The organism is Mesorhizobium abyssinicae (genome assembly GCF_049887195.1).
Taxonomy (GTDB): domain Bacteria; phylum Pseudomonadota; class Alphaproteobacteria; order Rhizobiales; family Rhizobiaceae; genus Mesorhizobium; species Mesorhizobium abyssinicae.
Genome location: NZ_JARAKC010000001.1, coordinates 59774 through 80003, shown reverse-complemented (window position 1 = coordinate 80003; position 20230 = coordinate 59774). Strand labels below are relative to the sequence as shown.

Here is a 20230-nt window from a genome sequence, read left to right as displayed (position 1 = left end):
TTGCATGAGCAATGACTTCATCCTGGCGAAGGTCCAAGGCGCGCTTTGGACGGTGCTGTTCGCGTCCAGCCCGGCGATCATCGCGGCGCTGGCGGTCGGCATCCTTGTCGGACTTGCCCAGGCGCTGACGCAGATTCAGGACCAGTCCTTGCCGCAGACGATCAAGCTCGTCGTGATCCTTTTGGTCATCATCGTCGTCGGCCCGCTGCTTGGACAGCAGATCGCGGAGCAGGCCTCGACGGCGCTGGACGAGTTCCCCGTCGTCACGCGTTGAGGCACGCGGATGCCGGTCGAACCACTCTTCACGTCGATAAAGGAACTTCAGTTCTATCTGCTGGCCGGCGCTTTCGCGCTCGCGCGCATGACCGGTTTCATGCTTTTGATGCCGCTCTTTTCGCGGGTGCCGCTATCCGGGCTGCTGCGCAACGGCGTGGCTCTGGCGCTGGTGGTTCCGGTCTTTCCGATGATCGTGGACAAGCTGACGAGCACCGACATCACGACGACGATGATTGTGCTCTACATGCTCAAGGAGGTCGTGGTCGGGGTGACGCTCGGGCTGGCGATGGGCATACCGTTCTGGGCCGCGGAGGCTGCCGGCGACATCCTCGACCTGCAGCGCGGCTCGACGATGGGAACGCTGATCGACCCGATGATGACCCACGAGACGAGTGCCACCGGCACCTTGCTCGCGGTCATCATGGTCACGGTCTATCTGGCCGCCGGCGGCTTCGAACTTTCCCTGACCAGCCTCTATGACAGTTATGGCCTTTGGCCGATCGACCAGCTCATGCCCGTGTTCAGCAAGGATGCCGCCGTCATCTTCCTCGGTTTGCTGAACCGCATCCTGATGATGGCCCTGACACTCGTCTTCCCGCTCATCATCTGCATGCTTTTGTCCGACATCGTGCTTGCCTTCCTCGCGCGCGCCGCGCCGCACCTGAACGTCTTTGCGCTTTCGCTGGTCGTCAAGACGCTGGTCTTCAGCCTCGTGTTTGTCCTCTATGCGGCTTTCCTGCTGTTCTACATGAACCGGGACCTTGCCTTCCTGCACGAAGCTGGCCGGCAGATAGAGGCGATCGGCTGCCGCGGCTGCCGGTGAACGAAAAGGTTTATTCGCAAACGCTAATAATAATAGCAGCCACCATTGGCCGACCAATAAATACAATTTATCGTTGGGGAAAGATTCTGACAATTTGACAAGCGGCCAACCCGCCGATGATCTTACGCGCTCTCGACGTGTCTCTGAAACGTGCATCTCACTTCGGAAGCCATGGCTCGCCTGACCACTTCATTGTTCTATGACAATTTGCGACTGGTCGATGCGGACAGGCTCCGCAGACTGGTCAGGATGGGTGCCTATGAAGGGCACACGGGCGGGCTTGCGCGCGGCAAGCTCCAGGCCAATGTGGTGATCGTGCCTCGCAGCTTTGCCGGCGATTTCCACCAGTTCTGCGTCCGAAACCCAAAACCCTGCCCATTGGTGGGCGTCAGCCGTGTCGGCAGCCCATTGCTCCCGGCACTGGGTGATATCGACATCCGCACCGACGCGCCCCAGTACAACATCTATTGCTTCGGGGAAGTGATCCATCAGACCACGGACATCATCGACCTGTGGCGCGATGACTTCGCCGTTTTCGCGCTGGGCAGTTCGCTGACGGTCGAAGCCGCCCTTGTCGCCAAGGGCATCAAGCTCCGCAGCATCGGCTCCGGCAACGCCTTGCCCAAATTCCGAACCAGGATCGAGACCCGCGGCGTCGGACCGTTTGGTGGCGAGATGGTCGTCTCCATGCGGCCGATAAGACAGTGCGACGTCGACAAGGTTCGCGCCCTTACCGCACGTTTTCCGCACGCCCATGGCTCTCCCATCCATGTCGGAGAGCCCGCCATCATCGGGATAGAGGACTTGATGGCTCCCGACTGGGGCGATGCGGTCGAAATCATGGACGGGGAGGTTCCTGTATTTTGGGGCAGCAGCCTGACCGCCCAGGATGCTCTTGCTCGTGCCGAATTGGCGATCTCGATCACGGTATCGCCGGGACACATGCTGATCACCGATGTGGATGCACGAGCGGGTGCGGGTGCATTCAAGGTCTATTAGCCTGGCCGCGAAGCTGCCGGCTCGTGTTCGAGATCACCCGTCCATTGATGCAGACCTGGACGGATGGCCCGGCTTCCGACGCGGACACCGCGCCGCCGCCAGCATAGATGAAAGGCCTTCGGCTTCTGGCGCAGAGATGATCTCGACCAGTTTCAGGCCGCATATCTCGCGATCACGCCGGGCTGACTCGACCACTGGGCATACCAGGTGTCGAACAGCTTGAGCTGCGCTTCGACATAGCCGCGCTGGCTGTCGGTCAGGGCATCCGTCTCGTTGAAGTGCAGCCGGTACTCGGGATCCCCTTTCAGCACCATCATGTGCTTGAAATAAAGCACCAGGTCCGGACCCTCGTCGAAGGAGGAGAGAACGGCGAGCGCGGCTTCGAGCTCCTGCGCGCGCTGGCGGGCCTCAACGTCGCCCCTGGCGGCCGCCTGGCTCAGCCCAACGAGATGCAGGACCTCCTTCGGCAGGACGTTGCCGATGCCGGTGATGGCGCCGGATGCGCCGCAATTGACGAAGCCGTGGAAGACGGCGGTGTCGACGCCGATCATCAGCGCGACTTCATCGTCGCGGCTGGTGATGTTTTCGGCCGCATAGCGCAGATCCGCCGGGCCGCCGAACTCCTTGAAGCCGACGAGGTTCGGATGCTCGGCGCGCAGCGCGAAGAACAGGTCGGCGCGCGTGGCAAAGCCGTAGTAGGGGCTGTTGTAGATGACCGCGGGCAGATCCGGCGCCGCGGCGAGGATCGCCTTGAAGTGGTGGCGCTGCGCCGTCACCGACGGCCCGCGCGACAAGACGCGCGGGATCACCATCAAGCCCCTCGCTCCGACCTTCTGGGCGTGGGCGGCGTGGGCCACGGCCTTGGCGGTGTTGACCGCGCCGGTTCCAACGATCACCGGCACGCCGGCCTTCACCAGGCGCTCGACGCCTTCCATGCGCTGCTCGTCGGTCAGGAGCGGCCAATCGCCCATCGAGCCGCAATAGACCACGGCAGACATTCCGGCAGCGATCAGCTTGCGTCCCTTGCGCACGAGCGCCTCGAAGTCGGGAAGGCGGTCCTCCGTGCAGGGTGTCATCAAGGCCGGCATGCAGCCGGAAAAGATATTGGCGCCCATTGGGATTCTCCTTGAGGCTGGCTGGCAGATTGACCAGTTTGTCCCGGAGCGGCACTGCTTGCCAAGCAAATAGTGGCGGAGGCCAGGGAGAAACAATGCGCACCAAAACAAGCATTCGTGTCGTCGGCTGCCATGCCGAAGGTGAAGTCGGCGACGTCATCGTCGGCGGCGTGCTGCCGCCGGCGGGCCGCACGATGATGGAAAAGATGATCACGATGGAGCGCGATCACGACCACATCCGCCGGATGCTGATCTGCGAGCCGCGCGGCAGCGTCGCGCGCCACGTCAACCTCCTGGTTCCATCGACGCGCGATGATTGCGCCGCCGGCGCCATCATAATGGAGCCGACGGAATACCCGCCGATGTCTGGCTCCAACACGATCTGCGTCGCCACGGTGCTGCTCGAGACCGGCATGGTGCCGATGCAGGAGCCGGAGACGCGCTTCAATCTCGACATGCCGGGTGGCGTCATCGAGGTGCGCGCCGAATGCCGCGACGCCAAATGCGTCTCGATCACCTTGCGCAACGCGCCCGCCTTCGCCGAACGTCTCGATGCCAGCATCGAGGTCGAGGGGCTCGGCACGCTCACCGTCGACATCGCCTATGGCGGCATGTTCTACGCCATCGTCGATGCCAAGGCGCTCGGCTTTTCGGTCGCTCCCGACGAGGCGCGCGATCTGGCGGTGGCCGGCGAGAAGATCAGGCGCGCCGCGCGCGAGCAGCTGGATGTCGTGCATCCGGAGTTCGAACATGTACGCGGTGTCTCGATCGTGCAGTTCGCCATGCCGTTCCAGGGTCCGGGCAACGTCACCCGCAACACCTGCATCGTCTCGCCGGGACGCTCCGACCGCAGCCCAACAGGGACGGGCACGTCGGCCCGCATGGCGGTCCTGCAAGCGAGGGGCCTGATGCAGGTAGGCGAGGTGCTGATCCATGAATCGATCATCGGCTCCCGCTTCACCGGCAGGATCGTGGAGCTGACGGAAATCGGCGGTCGCAAGGCGATCGTTCCGGAGATCACCGGCCGGGCCTGGATCACCGGCGAGCATGCCTATTACCTCGATCCGACGGATCCATACCCCCAGGGCTATGTGCTGTCCGACACCTGGGGCACCTCCACTTCCGTGAAGCAGTAGAGCCCAACGTCAGGGCGAAGCTCGGGACGGAAAAGCCTTACACATTTTCCTGGAATTGCCCTAAGCGCCCGCCTGCTCAAGGATTGGCGACCTGGCATTGCTTGGCTCGAGCCTGATGTAGCAGGGGTTGGCTTCCTCCTTCAGCTTCTGCAACTGCACACGTGCCTTGGCGCGCAGCACGGGGTCGACGGGTTTGTCGGCCTTGTCCTGCACCGCGCTCAGGACCTTCGCTGCCTCGTCCATCTGCCGCAACTGCGCCAGGCTGCGGCCGAGGCCGTATTGCGCCCCGGGAAGGTCCGGATTGAGCTCGAGCACCTTGCGGAAGGCGTGCGCGGCCTCCGCGTGGCGACTTAGCGCCTGGTACTCGATGGCGAGCCTCGACCACGCCTTGAGCGACTGAGGGGCGATCTCGACCAGCGTGGCGAAGGTATCGGCAGCCGACCAGTGGTCGCCCTTGGCCGCCAGCAATTGTCCCAAACCGTACAGGGTGCGGGAATGGCGGGGATTGACCTCGAGAATCTGGCGATAGCCGTTCTCGGCATTGGTCAGATTGCCCGCCTCATGGAACTTGGTTGCCTGCTCCAGCACGCTGCCGACGGATCTCGGGTCAAGCCGGTCACCGAGATTGCGACCCGTCCTGGTCTTGACCAGGAAACAGTGGATGGCGGTTTCCTCGACGCCGTAGGAGTATTTGTAGGCCTCGTTGCCGCGCAGGAAGTCGTAACTGCGGAAGCCCTGCTCGATGGCACGGCGGATGCAATAGCCGTGCAGCACAAGCCCCGACGGAATGTCGTTGGCGGTCTCGTCGCGCCCGGCGAGATGGAAGAGCACCGCCTTCTTGACCGGGTCGACCAGGAACGCCAGGCCGCCGAGCGGCTTGTCTGCCTGCCACAGGATCGGCAGGAACAGCGTGCCGCTCTCGAAGGCGTCCTTGAACAATATCCGATTGGACCGCATCAGGCCTGGGATCAGGTTGCCTTTGCGCGGCGCCCATTTGATGCGCCACATTTCGAGGATGATGCCGATGTCGCGGTCGATCGTCGAGGCGTCGGCATGGGTGATGCGAAACTCGTCGGAGCTGTCCAGCTTGCGCAGGAAGCGTCTGATCTTCTGTCTGGTGTTCGAACTCGTGTTCTGCTCGAGATAGCTGTCCCAATTTTCCGGTAGGGCAACGGCCGGGCAGATGCAGTTGTCGACATTGTCGGTCTTGTTGACGCGCTGCATCCTTTGGGCGGTGAGCCGCTTGTCGACGAGATTGTCGAGCAGCAGGCGCCGCCTCTTGTCGGACATGCGCAGATTCTCGAGATGCAGCTTGGCCCAGTTCATCTTCAGCAAATGGCCGGCAAGCGCTGGTATGGCGCGTTCGGCAAAGCCCGGCGCGCATACGATGCCGGCATAGTCGGCCGCGTAGTTGCCGGCCATATTGATTTCGTTGTGGCAGAAGCCGGTCTTCTTGTTCAGCCTGGTGCGCAGCCGCAATGGCAGCAGCGCGACATACGGAGTTCCTTTCGGTCCCGGCCGGGCCGCCAGCACCGACCAGCCGCCCTCATAGCGGCGGACATAGGAAGACAGGAATGTCCAGGAGAGGAAGAACTGGGCTTCGGGATCCTTTTCGTAAAGGTCGTCCCAGTTCTGCTTGAGCCCGTTCAAGGCCTCCCTTGTCGTAATGACATCGATCTGCATGGTGCCCCCCGAATAATTCCTCTTTCCTTGTTGCTCACTGTTCCATGAAGGCTCTCGCCATGCTGTCGGCGATCGGCTTCGTCAGATAGCTGAAGAACGTCCTCGACTGGGTTTGCACGAGGATCTCGGCCGGCATTCCGGGCGTCGGCTGGAAGCCGTGCACCCTCGCCAGTTCGCTTGCCGGCAAGCGCACGCGCGCCAGATAGACTTCCTTGGGCGTGGGGCCGCTCATCTCCGGCAATGCGTCGGCCGAGACATAGTAGACCTCACCCTCCAGCACTGGCGTGGTGCGTCGGTTGAGCGCGATCAGCCGTATCGAGGCCTTCTGCCCGACCTTGACGTTGTCGATGTCGGTGCGCGGCACCTGCGCCTCGATGACCAGGGGCACATCGGAGGGGAGGATCTCGAGGATCGCCTTGCCGCTCTCAATGACACCGCCGGCGGTATGGTAGTACATGCGAATGATCGTGCCGGGCACGGGGGCATTGATGGTGACGCGGCGAAGCACATTCTCGGCCTCCCGCGACTGCTCGCGCACCGCGTCCAGTTCGGCCTCCAGGCTCTGCAACTCCTGAAGCGCGGCCTGGCGATAGGCATCCTTCGTCTGGCTTATCTGCTGCTCGAACCTGACGATCTGTTCGCGGTTCTCGGAGACTTCCGCCACCATCTTGCCGATCTGTCCGTCGGCGTCGGCCATCGCCCGCTGGATCGCCTTGACCTCGGTTCCGCGGATCAGGCCCTGGTCGAGTAGCTTTTGCTTGCCGAGGTATTCCTCCTTGAGGAATTGCAATTGCCGCCGGACCGACGAGATCTGCTCGTCGATGCCTTCGTTGCGGAATTCCATCGCCTTCTTGTTCTGGTCGAACAGCGCTATCTCGCTGTCGCGCTTGCGTTCCGCGGCCTCGAAATTGAGCTGCTGGCTCTCCATGATCGGCGTGATTTCCGGGTCGTAGCGGTTGTCGAGGACGATCGCCGGGAACTGGATGCTGGGGCTGCCCTGCACCTCGGCGTTCAACCGCGCCGAAATTGCCTCGAGCCGGGCCTTGCGCAGGAACAATTGCCGCTCGTTGGTCTGTGCGGCGGTTTCATCGAGCTTGATCAGCGGCTGATCGAGGCTGACATGGTCGCCCTCGCTGACCAGGATTTCCTTGATGATGCCGCCCTCGAGATGCTGGACGATCTTGTTTTGCCCGGTGGCGACGAAACTGCCCTGGGCGATGACGGCGGACGCCAGCGGCGCCGTGGACGCCCAGGTGCCGAAGCCGCCGAAGGCAACGGTGATCAGCAGCAAGCCGACCGCCGTCTGCTTCCAGATCGAGCGCGGCACCTCGGAGTACCATTCTATGTCGTGAACTTTCGCGATGTCGGTCGTCATGTGATTGCCCGCCTACTGGATCTGGCCAAACGCCCCGCCTTCGATGCTGAGCCCGCGCGACGCCAATGCCTGCAGGACATCCTGGCGCATGCCGAACAGGGCGACGGTGCCGTTGACGAGCAGGAGTATCTTGTCGACGCTCTTCAGCAGGGATGGCCGCTGGGTGATGGTGATAACCGTGATCTTGTGCTCCTTGGCGTGCTGGAGAGCTCGTTCCAGCGCCGCGTCACCCGCCGAGTCCAGGTTCGAGTTCGGCTCGTCGAGCACGACTAGGCGGGGATTGCCGAAGAAGGCTCTGGCAAGGGCGACGCGCTGCTTCTGGCCGCCGGAAAGCGGTGCGCCGTCGGCGGCGACGAAGGTCTCGTAGCCGTGCGGCAAGGTGGAGATCATCTCATGGACGTCGGCAAGCGCGGCGGCCTGATAGATCTCGGCGTCCGTTGCGTCGTCGCGCATGCGGGCAATGTTGGCCTTGATCGAAGCGGGAAACAGCTGAACATCCTGCGGCAGATAGCCGATGTTCTCGCCGAACTGGCGCGGATCCCAGTTGCGCAGATCCATGAGGTCCAGCCGGACGTTGCCCGATGTCGGCAGGATGGAGCCGACGAGCATCTTGCCCAGGGTCGTTTTGCCGGCGCCCGAATTGCCGATGATGGCAAGCGAGTCGCCCGGCGACAGCGCGAAGGAAATGCCGTTCAGCACCACCCGCTTGGTTCCCTGAGGCACGAAGAGAAGGCGTTCGACGTCGAGACGGCCTTCGGGACGTGGCAGGTTCAGCCGTTCGAAATTGAGCGGCGACGACTGCAGAAGCGATGCGATCCGGCCGTAGGCGGCGCGCGCATGCACGACCTGATTCCAGCCCTCGATGGCGCCTTCGATCGGGCCCAGGGCACGACCGGCGATGATCGAGGCGGCGATGACCATGCCGCCGGTGAGATGACCTTCGATCGACAGATGAGCGCCCCAGCCGAGCATCGTCACCTGGGTCAGGAGGCGCACCGCCTTCGACAGCGAGGCAAAGACGATGTTGCGGTCCTGCGCGATCACCTGGGCGCGAAGGGAGTTGGCCGTGTCCTTGCCCCAGATCTTCACCGCCTCCGGAATCATCGCCATCGCATTGATGATCTGGGAGTTGCGCGACATGGAATCGAGATGGATGTTGGCCTTGCTCTGATGCGCGTTGGCTTCGCCGAAAGCGGCGGCCGTCGCGCGCTGGTTGAGCATCGTGATGATGAGCAGCATCAGTGCCGAGGCCGCGACGATGAACCCCTGATGCGGATGGATCAGGAACACCGCCAGCATCATGAAGGGAGCCATGGGCGCATCGAGGAACGACAGCAGGGTGCCGGATGTCAGGAAGGTTCTCAGCTGCTGCAGGTCGCCCAGGACCTGATATTCCTTGCCGTTGCTGTTGAGGGAGGCCCTGGCCGCGGCGCTGAGGATCGGCGCGCCCAGTTGGGCCGCGACTTCGACCGCCGTGCGCATCAGGATGAAGCGGCGAAGCGCGTCGAACATCGCCTGCAGCACGACGGCACCGACAATCACCACCGTCAGCATGACCAGCGTGTCGGCCGAGCGGCTGGTCAGGACGCGATCCGAAATCTGGAACAGGTAGATCGGGATCGCCAGGACCAGCATGTTGCAGGCAACGGTGAACATCATCACGATCGCCAGGTTTTTCCTGACCGCACTCAAACCGGCCTTGAGGGAGGCGCCGAAATCAACCGGTCCGAGGCGCTTGTGGAAGGCGCCGCTGCCGCCGCCACCGCCGCCCCGCCGGCCATTGTCGTCGCCGCGCGGGGGATCGCCGCCATCGGAGGTGCGCTCCCTTGCCACGATCGGGCCAGTGTCGCCGTCTATGGTGATCATGCCTGGCGACTTGGGCACATCCTTCATTTCGGATTTCGATGGTTTTTCGGGCGTTTCCGGCACCGCTTTGGCTTGGGGGGCGGCCGTGCCTTGCGGCGCTGGTTGCGGCCTTGCAGCCGCCGGCGGCACTGTGGCGCCTTGCTTCTCGATCGGAGACGCGGCCTTGGGCTCGGGTCCACGCTGGGGCGGGGGCTCCGGCCTTGCCGCCGCTGGTGCGGCCGTTGCGCCGTTCCTCTCGCCGGTCGATGCCGGCCTCGGCTCCTGCACCGGCTGTGCGGATCCGGGTCTTTGCGGCGCCGGCGTCGGCTCGGGAGCGCTCGCCGGCGCGGAAGCAATGGCTGGAGCGCCGGCGGCGGCGTTCTGGCTCGAATGCCGCTCCTCAACCGGTCTGGCCGGTTGAGCCGAGGGTGCGAGGTTCGACCTGTCGGCCGCCGGCGCCGCCTTTGCGGCCGGCGCGGTTGGCGGCACTCCGTCTGAACGCGCTGCCGGCTGCTGAACTGGATTTGGCCCTTGCTCAGGCCGTTTCTCCTGCATGGACAGGACGGATTTGACGGGGTCAGCCACCGGAGTCTTCGGTGCAGTAGCCTGCGGGCTCAAGGCCGGGGGCGCCATTCCCGCTTGCCCGGGCCGGCCGCCGCCCGCCGCCAAAGCAGGCACGACGGAAGGCGCTGATACCGGTGCCGCTGGCCTGACCTGCGACGCGGGGGCGGGCGCTGTCGCCTGTTCCCTTGTCGGCACGGCTCTTGGGCGGGCGGTCTCGACCGTCTGGCTGCCGGGCTGGGCTGGGGCCCGATCCTTCGTGCCCGCATGGGCCACGACGTTGTGCAGTTCGCCGACGACCGTGTCGATGGCCTCGATGGTGCGGTCTATGGCCCGCTCATGCTGCAGCAACGCGCTCGAAAGCGTCTTGCGGGGCATCTCGGAACCTGTTTTCGGCGATGCCTGCTCGTCCTCCTGCAGGGTTGCCTCAAGGTCCTCGGCAAACGTCTCCCAGGACAGGTCGCGATCGTCGGTCATAATTTCCCCCCGGATCCCGGATCAAGCCAAAATCGTTTGCACGCCGTCGGCCTGAACATGGTCGGGCGTCGGGGCGATCGGATGGTCTGCCTGCGCGGCATCGTCGGTGAGATCGTCGGCCAGGAAGGCGACCGCCTCGTTCACCAGCGCGTCCGGATTCTGTCCGCCGAGTTCCGGATCGCAGGAGATGATGTCTGCCTGGATCAGGATCTCGTGCGTATAGTGCTCGCCGCCGACATAGGTCTTGTCGGTGCCGTCGACGTCGATGATGCCTGCGAAGTTGGCCACCTGGTTGCCGCCGGTGGTGATCGTCCATTCCGCTTCGGGATGGGCGACGAACTGGTTCATCGCCAGGGCCACCTGGTCGCTGTCTCCCAGCACGTTGGTCTGGGAGACGTATTGCATGTTGATCAGGTCGCCCGAGATGTAGAGAACCCGCAAGTGACCGAGACCGTGGAACGCCGGGTCTTTCAGGATGTCGCCGGGATCGTCATCCTTGCCGGCGGCCATGTCGTGGGCCGCCTTCAGGTAAGACGCGGGCAATGCCTCGAAGTGGTTCTGCCCGCCGACGTTGATGATCGTCGCGTCGTTCCAGAGCAGGTTGCCGGCGGTCGAGTACGAGCCGCCTCCCGACGTCTCGAACCCATCGACGGCGCCGATAAGATCGTTGTCGATCAGCAGGTTGAGCTGATGGATGATGTTGGCGTCATAGATGTTGCCGCCGATGATGATCAGGTCGTAGTAGTGACCCAACTCACTGATCGACATATCGTTTATCGCTGTGTTGTCGCCCGTGCTGACCATGGTCCTGACGCCCGACGAGGACAGGATCGAGGTGTCGTTGTCCATCATGAAGCTGTATTGCTGCAGCCAGCTCATGATGATCAGATCGCCGGTGACTTGCGTCACCACCCAGGCGGCGGGGAAACCGTCCGCCGGGGTCGGCGCTTCGTTGCCGGCCGAGGGGTCGATGTGCTTGAACGCCGCGATGTTGAAGCACGCGTCGGCGGCGTTGTCCAACGTCCAGCCGTTCAGGCTCGGGCCGGCCGCGTCGCTGTCGCAATAGGCGTTGATCTGAATGATGGCATTGATTTCATAGCTGTCTCCGACCGCGGCGACGACGGATGTCGTTGTCCAGTTGTTGGTCAGCACCGCGGAGTTGACCAGCGTGTTGCCGCCGGTGTCCAACTCGACGCAAGGGTTCAGCAAACCGTTGCCCCAGCCCGACATGAAGTCCGAGGAGTCCGGCGGCGTGTTGTAATCGTCCTTGTCGGGACCGTCGCTCGCGGCTTCGTTATCCTGCTGCTGTTCCTTGAGGATGTTGAGGTGGTCCTCCGCCTTCGGCGCGTCGGCCTCGTCGACCAGCTGACCGTTGACGTAGATGCCCGCGATCGGCCCCGAGGCCGCGTCCGGGTGCAGCACGAAGACGGTCGCGTCTCCGTCGAAACTGTCGGCATATGCCGCTATCCGCTCGCCGGCGGAGATGACGGTGTTTGCCATCTCCTCGCCTGAGCCAGGCATTGCCAGATCGTCGAGCGGCGATACTTCAGCAGCCTTGTTCATCAGGAAAGCCAGGTGGCTGCCGTCGTCGATCGCCGGCGTGAACGTCAGGCCGTGTCCGCCAGCGCTGACATAGTCGTTATCCGACAGGCGGATTTCCTGGTTGATGTACGCCGCAACCGCGCCCGGAGGTTCGATGTCAGGCAGAACCAGATGGCCGCCCGCTCCCGGCAGATGCGGGATGTGAAACAGGTGATGGCCAGGGTGCAAAGGGCCGGCGTTCGGAATTTCGGGGGGCGTGTACCAGAAGCTCGAGCCGACCGTGTTCGGCACCAGCTCAGCCTTAAGTCCCATGTACGGAACATGCGGATCGAAATCGTCCAGTGTGTACGGCGCCTTGATGTTGATGTTCGTGTTGGGAAGATCGGGGGTCTCTTCCTTGACGGCCTCGGCGATCTTGAATTCGTCGTAGCTCTTTAGCTGCCGTGCCTCCTCGACCGAGATTTCGAACATTCCGATGAAATGCGAGATAGCCTCGGAGATCTTGTCCAATTGCATCGAATACACGGTAGCCTCCGTATCTTGAGATCATTCGCGCTCGGTCGGGGCGCATGTCTCCCGGATTGGAAGGACCGCGCGGAAAACTCCGCGCAGTCCCAAGCTGTCTGATTTCCTGAGAAATCAGTCGTGTAGGATCGATCACGTACCGGTGTGGTCGCCGGCGTCCTCGCCAGTCAGCGTGTTGTGGTAGTCGCCGCCAACCACGGTCTGGTCGACCAGGTTTTCCTGCAGGTTGGCGCCCATCACGATCTGCTGGTTGAAAGCGCTGACGTCGATCAGGCCGTCGGCCGAAGCATGGCTGGTACCGGTCACGAAGCCGTCATCGCCATTGTTCGAGCCCCAGGTCCCGCCGTCGCCGCCGGCACCACCGTCGCCGGTGTAGGCCGTGCCGCCAGCACCGCCGAGACCGCCGTCGCCGGCGTGGGTAAACCCACCCTTGGCGTCGCCGCCATAGCCATCGGCCCAGGCGCCGCTCAGCGCATGACCGCCGTCACCGCCAAAGGCCGCCGCGAAGCCGCCGAGGCTGTCGCCGCCGGTCGCCGCGCCGCTGGTGGCTTCGCCGCCGGTTCCACTACCGCCAGCTCCGGCACCGCCCGTGCCAGAACCGCCCGTGCCGCCAGCACCACCGGTGCCCGTGCCTGAGCCTGCGCCGTAGCCTGCGCCAAAGCCTGCACCGAGGGCATCGCCGCCGTAGGCTTCGGAGTCGCCGCCGTCGGAATGAGCGTTGCCGCCGTCCGAATTGGCATTGCCGCCGTCAGCGTCGGCACCGCCGCCACCGCCGCCACCGCCGCCGCCGCCGCCGCCACCGGTCGCGTCACCGGCCGTGCTCTTGGCGTCACCGCCTTCACCGTAGTTCAGCAGCGAGAGCTTGCCATCGACGTCGAGGCCGTCGCCGCCGTCCGACTTGGCGTCGCCGCCGGTCACGTCGCCGCCATCGCCGCCATCGCCGCCATCGCCGCCATCGGCCTTGGCATCGCCGCCATCAGACTTGGCGTCGCCGGCATCCGCCTTGGCATCGCCGCCATCTTCCGACTTCGCATCGCCGGCTTCCGCTGCGCCGACACCCAGGCCCAGGCCGAGCCCGAGACCGAGGCCGAGGCCATCGCCGCCGTTGGCGTTGCCGCCATCGCCGTAGCCGCCCTTGGCGTCGCCGCCATCGCCGTAGCCGCCCTTGGCGTCGCCGCTATCGCCGTCGCCTGCCTTGGCGTCGCCGGCGTCGGCCTTGTTGTCGCTCTTGGAGTCGCCACCGATGGCCGCGCTGAGCGCCAGGCCGCCCTTGCCGTCGCCGGCTTCGACGTCGCCGGACTTGGCGTCGCCGCCATTGCCGCCTTCGCCGCCATTGGCCTTGGCGTCATCGCCGCCGCTGCCGCCGCCGCCGCCGGCCGAGATGCCGTCGCCGGCTTCGGAATTGCCACCCTTGGCGTTCAGATCAAGCTTGAAATCAGCGTCGTTCTTGACGGTCGCGTTGTCGAGCTTGTCGTTGTCATACATGTTCAGGGTCTGGTTGATGATCGACGCGGTGTTGGTTCCGGCGCCGGTCATCGAATTGTTCAGGATGTCCTTGAAGGTGACGTCGTCGCCAGGATCATAAGTGACGTTGCCGTCCTTGTTGTTGATCATGGTGTCGATTTTCATGTCGCCGTTGGCATAGATGTCGGCGAAGTCGTCATCCGAGTTCCCGAGCTCGCCCTCGAGCTTGACGCCAACGTCGACGTCGACGTCGACCTTGGTCTCGTTGACGTTCTTGTTCTCGTTCGAGTTCTCGTTCTTGGACTCGTTCGAGTTCTTGTTCTCATTCTCGTTCGAGGCCTTGTTCTCGTTCTCGTTCGAGGACTTGCTCTCGTTCTGGTTCTCGTTTTCGCTCTTGTTTTCGTTCTCGTTCGAAGCCTTGTTTTCGTTCTCGTTTTCGTTCTTGGCGTCGTTCGTGTTGTGGTTCGTGTTTTCGTTCTCGCCACCGCCGTCACCGATATCGAATTCGCTGTCGACGATCTGCAAGCCGAATGCATTGATATTATTCTTGTCGAGGTCGAGAGACATGATCGTGTCCTCTGTTGAGGCCGCGACCGCCGAACCGCATTCTTCTCTTACGCGGTTATTGGCCGTACGCGGACGTTGCGTCTAATGCGGTGAACGGATTCTCGGACCGAGGGGACTGAGGTCCGAAACCCGGCATTCGTCATTTGTTTGCTTGAATACCTCCCTTTGACTCCGGGAGAGGCGGCCCAGCCAAGGCAACACCCATCGAGCGCCGGATCAGCACTGATCCGGTCGTTCAAACAGGGGAGACCTGGATGTTCCCCAATCCCGCATGTAACCTGGGAAGTTTGTGGCCACGGGGGTGTGATTGTAAGCTGACAGTTCGGCCTAGCCCGTCCGGCCGGGCTGCGGCGGAGGTGGCCAACAGGGGCAAAATGGCCGGATTTCGCCGCGAATCGAGGTCAAAACGGCCCTGTCGGGACCAGCTGATCGGCGGCGAGATCGGTAAAATCAGCTATAGCTCGTCCGAACTATATCAGCGGCGCCTAATTTGGTGTATAAGTCATTAAGGCTAGCTGTTCGTGGGGTGGAGGCCCCCAACATCGCAGAAGGGAAAAGAACGAAAAATCGACAGTCTTGGTCTAGGGTGGGGTGGCAACCATGTCCAGAGTCAATTTGCGCAGCACCGTGGGTAGCGGTGCGGGAGACAGTTGGGCGCGCAGAATTCTTCTAACTGTTTCGTCTGAAGACAGCTTTCCGGAATGTCTCGTCTACGCAATCGAGAGGGAGTTTCCCTCCATCGTCGTGGAACAGGCTACAAGCCTGGACGCGGCCTGCGACACATTCGAGCATCCTGTTTGCCTGATCCTTATCGACACTGAATTCCTGCAGGATATCGATACGCATGCGGCTGCTTTCATGCGGTGCCATCCATCGGCGCCGATCGTGCTGGTACAGCACGACAGCCGCGTTCCTGTTTCCATCCAGGACGTTCTCGATTTGAAGATCGTGCGCAGCGTCCTGCCCATGGATCTGAAGCTGGACGTCTGGCTTTCGGTCATCAGGCTCATGCTTCGCGGCGGCGAATACTTCCCGCTGGCGATGTTCCAGTCCTTCGCCAAGGGCCTTTCGGACCGGGCTCCGGATCATTCGCTGCAGATCGAGCAATCGGCGACCGACCGCGCGGGTTTCGACGAGATGGGTGAATTGACCGAGCGCGAGTTTCAGATTCTCGAAATGGTAGCGCGCGGTTTGCAGAACAAGATCATCGCGGCGACCCTCCGGCTGTCCGAGCATACGGTCAAGATCCATCTGCACAACATCATCACCAAGCTCGGAGCTCACAACAGGACCGAAGCGGCCGCCGTCTTTCATGCGCGCAAGGATACCTTTTACGGCGGCATGGAACGGTCGAGACAGCCGGGCATCAGCCAGTCCTCGGCATGAGGCGGCGATGCCCCGCTTTCAGGAGATACTGCTCCTCGTTGGCCAGTTGAACTATACATGGACCAACACCGAAAGCCTGCTGATCTATCTGATTGCCGGCCTGGCGAAGGTGGACAAGGAAACGGCAATCATCATCTTTCTGACGCTGAACACGACGCGTGCCCGTATCGAGCTGGTCGAACGGCTGGCCAAGATGCCGAAGACGGCCGCGGATTGCCGCCAGGCGGTGCTGACCGTCACCGGCAAGCTCACGCGCCAGGCAAAGCTGCGCAACAAATACAGCCATTGCATCTATTCATTCGACGAGAGCGGATCGCACGGAAGCACGCAGCTGATGCGCATCGTCGACGGCAAGGACGATGTCAAATACGGGAAGATTGAAGCGCTCGATGACAAGGAGATGGGCAGGATCCACGATTCCATCGAGGACATCAGGGCCATAAACAAGGACATATGGTCCATCGTCGTGGACAATTCGTTCCCCAGATGAGGGCTGCTACCGGGTGAGGCTCGCGGCGGGCTGAGGGCTTCTCGCCAAAGCGGCGCGAAGGGCCAGCGCCTGGCTGTGGCTCGGCTCCAGCTCAATGCAATTGTGCAAGCTTGCGAGCGCGTCCTCGATGCGGTCGAGCTTTGCCAGCGCGAGGCCGCGATTGTAGTGCCCGGCAGGGACGTCGGGCCTGATCTCGATCGCCTGGTTGATCTGCTGTTCCGCCTCGCCGTATCTGCGCTGCTGAAGGAAGATCACGCCGAGCAAATAGCGGACGTCGAAGTGCCTGGGCTCGACGTCCAGGATCTCGCGATAGATCTTTTCGGCCTCGGCCAGGTTTCCGGCCTGGTGCAAACGGGCGGCCACACTGAGCGTCTGCGGCAGCAGCGCTCGACGCGCGGCATCCAACTGCTCGAGCAACTGACGTGCTCCGGAATGGGATCGGTCGGCGCTCAGGATCTGTCTGCAGGCGCGAACGGCCCCGTCGAGGTTGCCCGCCTGATGCAGTGCTTTTGCCCGCGCAAGCACGACGGGCAGGCTTCGCCTCTCCAGGCTGTCGCGCAGATTGCGGCGCGTGGCGGTGCTCACGAGCAGGCATTCGACCTTTCGCTCGAGGCCGCCGAAATCATACTTGTAGGCGAAGTCCCCGGTCTGCAGGTCATAGACGGCAAAGCCGTTCTCAATTGCCCAGCGTATGCTGTAGAGATGAAGCGCGAACCCGGGCGCCGGCTTCCTGATGCTGAGGTCGCGTCCGTTGAGCATGCCGATCAGGGACCTGTTCTTGCGATCGATCAGCGTGGCCTGGACGCCGATCGGGTTCTCGCCCTGCCAAAGCACGGGCAGGTAAAGGGCATCGTCCTCGAAGGCGCATCGCAGCATGTTGCGGAAATTGTTGATCATCGCCTTGGGCAGGCCAGGGTGATATCGCGCCGTCAGCTTGGCGCCCCACTGGTTTTCCCAGAACTGAAGCAGGATCTGCAGGTCGCGTTCCAATGTCGCGGCGGTAACGTCTGTCACACGGTACTCGGCCGCATCGTCGATCGCCCGCAGCGTGCGCCGCGCGGTCTTGCGCGTCGCCGCGCCGAGCCTGTCGTTGAGGAATTCTTCCCAGTCGCCGGGCAGGTTCACGTAGACATAGATGTCATGATCGACGCCATCTCCGTCGTCCGGTCGCCTGACCTTGCCGGTCAGGAATGCCGGGGCGGAAAACTCCCTCAGAAAACCGTTCAGCCGCCGCGGCGACATAAAGATGTTCTCGAGATGCAGCTTGGCCCAGTTCTGCTGCTTCACCGTTTCGGCGAACGCGACGATGACGTCGTCCTGAACATCGGGATTGCAGAGGAAGCCGCTGTATCCGGCGAAATAGCCGCCCCCGGTCCTCAGTTCGTTGTGGAATGCGCCGTCCCTGGCCCTTTCGGTTCGAAGCTGAAGCGGAAAGAACCCGACATAGTCGGATGAATCATCCTCCCTTGCAGCCAGAACGAGCCATTGATAGCGAAGCCGCTTGAACCAGCCTGCTATCCACGGCCACGACATGAAGTACTGAGCTTCGGGATCCGCCGCGTAGACGGCATCCCAGTTGCTTCTCAGTTGGACGAGCGTGTCGAAGCCGTCGATAACATCCACGCGCATGGCGCCGACCTTTGCTCCAGGAGCGTCGGTAAACGGGCAATGATCCTGGTATCAGCTGTTCCCCCAGTCCCTGGGCCTGGTCAGGGAGCGAGCTGTGATGATCCCATGGCGGGGACCAGCCTTGCAAGACAATCAAAGGATTGAGTGGGCGAGGGACGCGACCTGATTTGTCCCGCCAGGCAGATCGGCAGACCGCGCGGGGCGGGGATCTGGCTAGGATTCGATCCGCACCCACTTGCCGCTTTGCGACTGGGATTGGCGGGCGAAATAACGATAGGAGGTCTGCGACCAGTTCCTGACGGCTCCGCTGCGATTGTCGAGGATGAGGTCGCCCTTGTCCGTGCGGACGGTGAGAACCGTATGGCCGGCGCCGCCGAGGGTCGCCACCGTCAGCAGCAAGGCCGAAGCCGGCCAGCCGCGTTTCATCAGTTCGCTTTTCTTGAGGATTGCGAAATCCTCGCAATCGCCTTCCCGGGTCGGGATACGCCAGTCGTCGGCACTGCCGGAAGCAGAGTCGTTGCGGGCAACGATCCTGGCATTGACGGAACTGTTCACCGCCTGCAGCTCGGCCAAGCGGCGATCGGTAAGCTTCACCTCTCTGACGTGTCCGGTCGGACTGCAGTATCTCGGCTGCCTTGCACAGAAGGTGCGCGCGGCCGGCGGGGCGAACGCATAGCCCGCCGTGGCCATCATGGCCGAACTGTCGGAAGTGTGCATGGTTTCGCTGCAGCCGGCCAAAGCCATGGCCGCGGCGACAAGCGCCACGAAACGTATCACGTTCATCCCCTCGAACTAGCTCGAATGATCAAGGCGATGATGATGTTCGCGGAACCAGGTAAATCAACCCTGCCGGATAGTGTTTGCACAGATTCTAAAACAATGTATGCTTAACAAATTGTTTCCGATGGTCGGAAACTTTGACATAGCGCCCAGTTTGGGGACGGGAGCGCCTTTTTTCCCTTCTTGGAGGAAGAAATGCACCTGTACCCAACCTGCGCGAGCAGGGCTCGCGCACTTTTGCTTGTGTCATCCGCTCTTGCAGCGGTGAATCTGACAATACCCGCATCGGCACAAAACAGCGTTCGGCCGCGTATGACGGCCGCACAATGCCAGCCGCTGACGGAATCCAACTACGCGCTCTGCTGTATTGCGAGCAATCGCGGGAGCATCCTGACGCGAGCACAAATCGCAATGTGCCCGCCGATCACGACCGCCCTTATCGCAGCCACCGTAGCCAGTGACGGCGAAGGCGGCGGCTCTGGCGGCGGCGGCGGCGGTGGCGGTTCTGGCGGCGGCGGCAATGGCGGCGGCGACGGCGGCGGCAATGGCGGCGGCGACGGCGGTGGCGATGGCGGCGGCGACGGCGGCGGCAATGGCGGCGGCGACGGCGGTGGCGATGGCGGCGGTGATGGCGGCGGCGATGGCGGCGGCAACGGGGGCGGTGACGGCGGCTCGGGCGGCTCCGGTGGCAGCGGTGGTTCGGGCGGCTCCGGTGGCAGCGGTGGTTCGGGCGGCTCCGGTGGCAGCGGTGGTTCGGGCGGCTCCGGTGGCAGCGGCGGTTCGGGCGGCAGCGGCGGCAGTGGCGGTTCGGGCGGCGGCGGCAGCGGCGGCTCGGGTGGCTCCGGAGGCAGTGGCGGCTAAATCCGGATAGAGCAACTCGTCGTATCGAGATGGCAGAAGCGGGTGGGCGCCTCGGTCAGGCGCCCACCCGCTTGCCTGACTGCCGCCAAGAGATGTGCGAGACGATTTCTTGGGACCGGCCCCGCGTTTTCGACTGCCACCGGTCTACCACGCGTGTCGCAAGCTGGCCCTACCGCCGACCCCGTCACACCGCGGGGCCGAGCGCTCCACGCGCCGGCATCTCGGCTGGCCGTCCTATTGCAGGAAAACCTGTCAATACAAGTATTCCCGGGAGGAGGGGTATGCTGTCACAAGACAGTGAAATGCGGGGAAGACGGGGATTCCCCGAATTGCGGCTTTCTATTTCCAATCAACCATGGTTGATTTCGTGCCGCTTTCGTTGCGCAGATCGCCGGAGGGGGTTTGTGCGCCTCATTTCGATGATGGTCGAGCTTGGTGTGATTGTCGGTGGCCTCGGCTTCGAGACCGAGGCCAGGTGCCGCGACCTGGCTGCCTTGGCTACGACTTCCATTTCCGATCCTGCTGAAGCGCTGCGTCTTCAGGAGGAACTGACGGCGCAGTTTTCCCTGCTTTCTTATGGGACTGGGCTCGGGCTCGATATTTCACCCCAATGGGACGACCTGCTCGATCTTGTCGAGTCCGTGCGTTGCGCCTCGCTGCTGAATTGACCCCAACAGCCGTGGATCGGTGGCTCGT

Annotated in this window: 17 protein-coding genes; 9 read left to right on the top strand and 8 right to left on the bottom strand. The window is 63.0% G+C overall.

Annotated elements, in window-relative coordinates; translation table 11 throughout:
• Positions 1 to 4 precede the first annotated feature (4 nt).
• The 3 genes from PU724_RS00315 to PU724_RS00305 all read left to right on the top strand — a co-directional run bounded on the left by PU724_RS00315 (position 5) and on the right by PU724_RS00305 (position 2098).
• Positions 5 to 274 (top strand): EscS/YscS/HrcS family type III secretion system export apparatus protein, encoded by a 270-nt coding sequence (locus PU724_RS00315; RefSeq protein ID WP_127285468.1) that lies wholly within the window; start codon positions 5 to 7, stop codon positions 272 to 274.
• 9 nt (positions 275 to 283) lie between these two features.
• Positions 284 to 1099, top strand: coding sequence for a type III secretion system export apparatus subunit SctT (gene sctT, locus PU724_RS00310; RefSeq protein ID WP_354419070.1), 816 nt, complete (start codon positions 284 to 286; stop codon positions 1097 to 1099).
• A gap of 171 nt (positions 1100 to 1270) precedes the next feature.
• Complete coding sequence (locus PU724_RS00305; protein WP_127285470.1) at positions 1271 to 2098, top strand: D-glutamate cyclase family protein; 828 nt, start codon at positions 1271 to 1273, stop codon at positions 2096 to 2098.
• 152 nt (positions 2099 to 2250) lie between these two features.
• Here PU724_RS00305 and PU724_RS00300 read toward each other — a convergent pair whose 3' ends face one another.
• Positions 2251 to 3213 carry a dihydrodipicolinate synthase family protein gene (locus PU724_RS00300; RefSeq protein WP_354419068.1) on the bottom strand — a complete coding sequence of 321 codons (963 nt, stop codon included), beginning with the start codon at positions 3211 to 3213 and terminating at the stop codon, positions 2251 to 2253.
• Between the two features lie 95 nt (positions 3214 to 3308).
• On the opposite strand from PU724_RS00300, the gene PU724_RS00295 reads away from it, so the two are divergent.
• Complete coding sequence (locus tag PU724_RS00295) at positions 3309 to 4349, top strand: proline racemase family protein (protein ID WP_354419067.1); 1041 nt, start codon at positions 3309 to 3311, stop codon at positions 4347 to 4349.
• 60 nt (positions 4350 to 4409) lie between these two features.
• On the opposite strand, the gene PU724_RS00290 is transcribed toward PU724_RS00295, so the two are convergent.
• From PU724_RS00290 to PU724_RS00280, 3 genes are read right to left on the bottom strand one after another with little or no spacing between them, the layout of a single operon-like run.
• On the bottom strand, positions 4410 to 6032 hold the full coding sequence (locus PU724_RS00290) for a GNAT family N-acetyltransferase (RefSeq protein ID WP_354419066.1): 1623 nt from the start codon (positions 6030 to 6032) through the stop codon (positions 4410 to 4412).
• A gap of 34 nt (positions 6033 to 6066) precedes the next feature.
• Complete coding sequence (locus PU724_RS00285) at positions 6067 to 7407, bottom strand: HlyD family type I secretion periplasmic adaptor subunit (protein ID WP_127285474.1); 1341 nt, start codon at positions 7405 to 7407, stop codon at positions 6067 to 6069.
• Between the two features lie 12 nt (positions 7408 to 7419).
• Positions 7420 to 9540, bottom strand: a complete 2121-nt coding sequence (locus tag PU724_RS00280) for a type I secretion system permease/ATPase (RefSeq protein WP_354420143.1) — start codon at positions 9538 to 9540, stop codon at positions 7420 to 7422.
• Between PU724_RS00280 and PU724_RS00275 the strand changes: the two genes are divergently transcribed.
• Complete coding sequence (locus tag PU724_RS00275; RefSeq protein ID WP_354420170.1) at positions 9437 to 9673, top strand: hypothetical protein; 237 nt, start codon at positions 9437 to 9439, stop codon at positions 9671 to 9673. The two genes, PU724_RS00280 and PU724_RS00275, sit on opposite strands and share 104 nt — an antisense overlap.
• A 638-nt stretch (positions 9674 to 10311) precedes the next feature.
• Here PU724_RS00275 and PU724_RS00270 read toward each other — a convergent pair.
• Positions 10312 to 12357: a type I secretion protein gene (locus tag PU724_RS00270; RefSeq protein ID WP_354419064.1), complete on the bottom strand. Its 2046-nt coding sequence runs from the start codon at positions 12355 to 12357 to the stop codon at positions 10312 to 10314.
• Between the two features lie 132 nt (positions 12358 to 12489).
• Entirely contained in the window at positions 12490 to 14388 is a 1899-nt protein-coding gene (locus tag PU724_RS00265) for a hypothetical protein (RefSeq protein ID WP_354419063.1), read from the bottom strand.
• Between the two features lie 600 nt (positions 14389 to 14988).
• Here PU724_RS00265 and PU724_RS00260 point away from each other — a divergent pair.
• On the top strand, positions 14989 to 15774 hold the full coding sequence (locus tag PU724_RS00260) for a response regulator transcription factor (RefSeq protein WP_245478120.1): 786 nt from the start codon (positions 14989 to 14991) through the stop codon (positions 15772 to 15774).
• Positions 15775 to 15781: 7 nt separating this feature from the next.
• Positions 15782 to 16264 carry a hypothetical protein gene (locus PU724_RS00255; protein ID WP_127308976.1) on the top strand — a complete coding sequence of 161 codons (483 nt, stop codon included), beginning with the start codon at positions 15782 to 15784 and terminating at the stop codon, positions 16262 to 16264.
• Between the two features lie 6 nt (positions 16265 to 16270).
• Here the strand turns inward: PU724_RS00255 and PU724_RS00250 are convergent, their stop codons facing one another.
• Positions 16271 to 17893: a GNAT family N-acetyltransferase gene (locus PU724_RS00250; RefSeq protein WP_354419060.1), complete on the bottom strand. Its 1623-nt coding sequence runs from the start codon at positions 17891 to 17893 to the stop codon at positions 16271 to 16273.
• A 213-nt stretch (positions 17894 to 18106) separates the two neighbouring features.
• Positions 18107 to 18637: a transglutaminase-like cysteine peptidase gene (locus PU724_RS00245; RefSeq protein WP_245478119.1), complete on the bottom strand. Its 531-nt coding sequence runs from the start codon at positions 18635 to 18637 to the stop codon at positions 18107 to 18109.
• 493 nt (positions 18638 to 19130) lie between these two features.
• Here PU724_RS00245 and PU724_RS00240 point away from each other — a divergent pair, with 493 nt between their 5' ends.
• Positions 19131 to 19544 carry a hypothetical protein gene (locus PU724_RS00240; protein ID WP_354419058.1) on the top strand — a complete coding sequence of 138 codons (414 nt, stop codon included), beginning with the start codon at positions 19131 to 19133 and terminating at the stop codon, positions 19542 to 19544.
• A 271-nt stretch (positions 19545 to 19815) separates the two neighbouring features.
• Entirely contained in the window at positions 19816 to 20202 is a 387-nt protein-coding gene (locus PU724_RS00235) for a hypothetical protein (RefSeq protein WP_354419057.1), read from the top strand.
• Positions 20203 to 20230 lie beyond the last annotated feature (28 nt).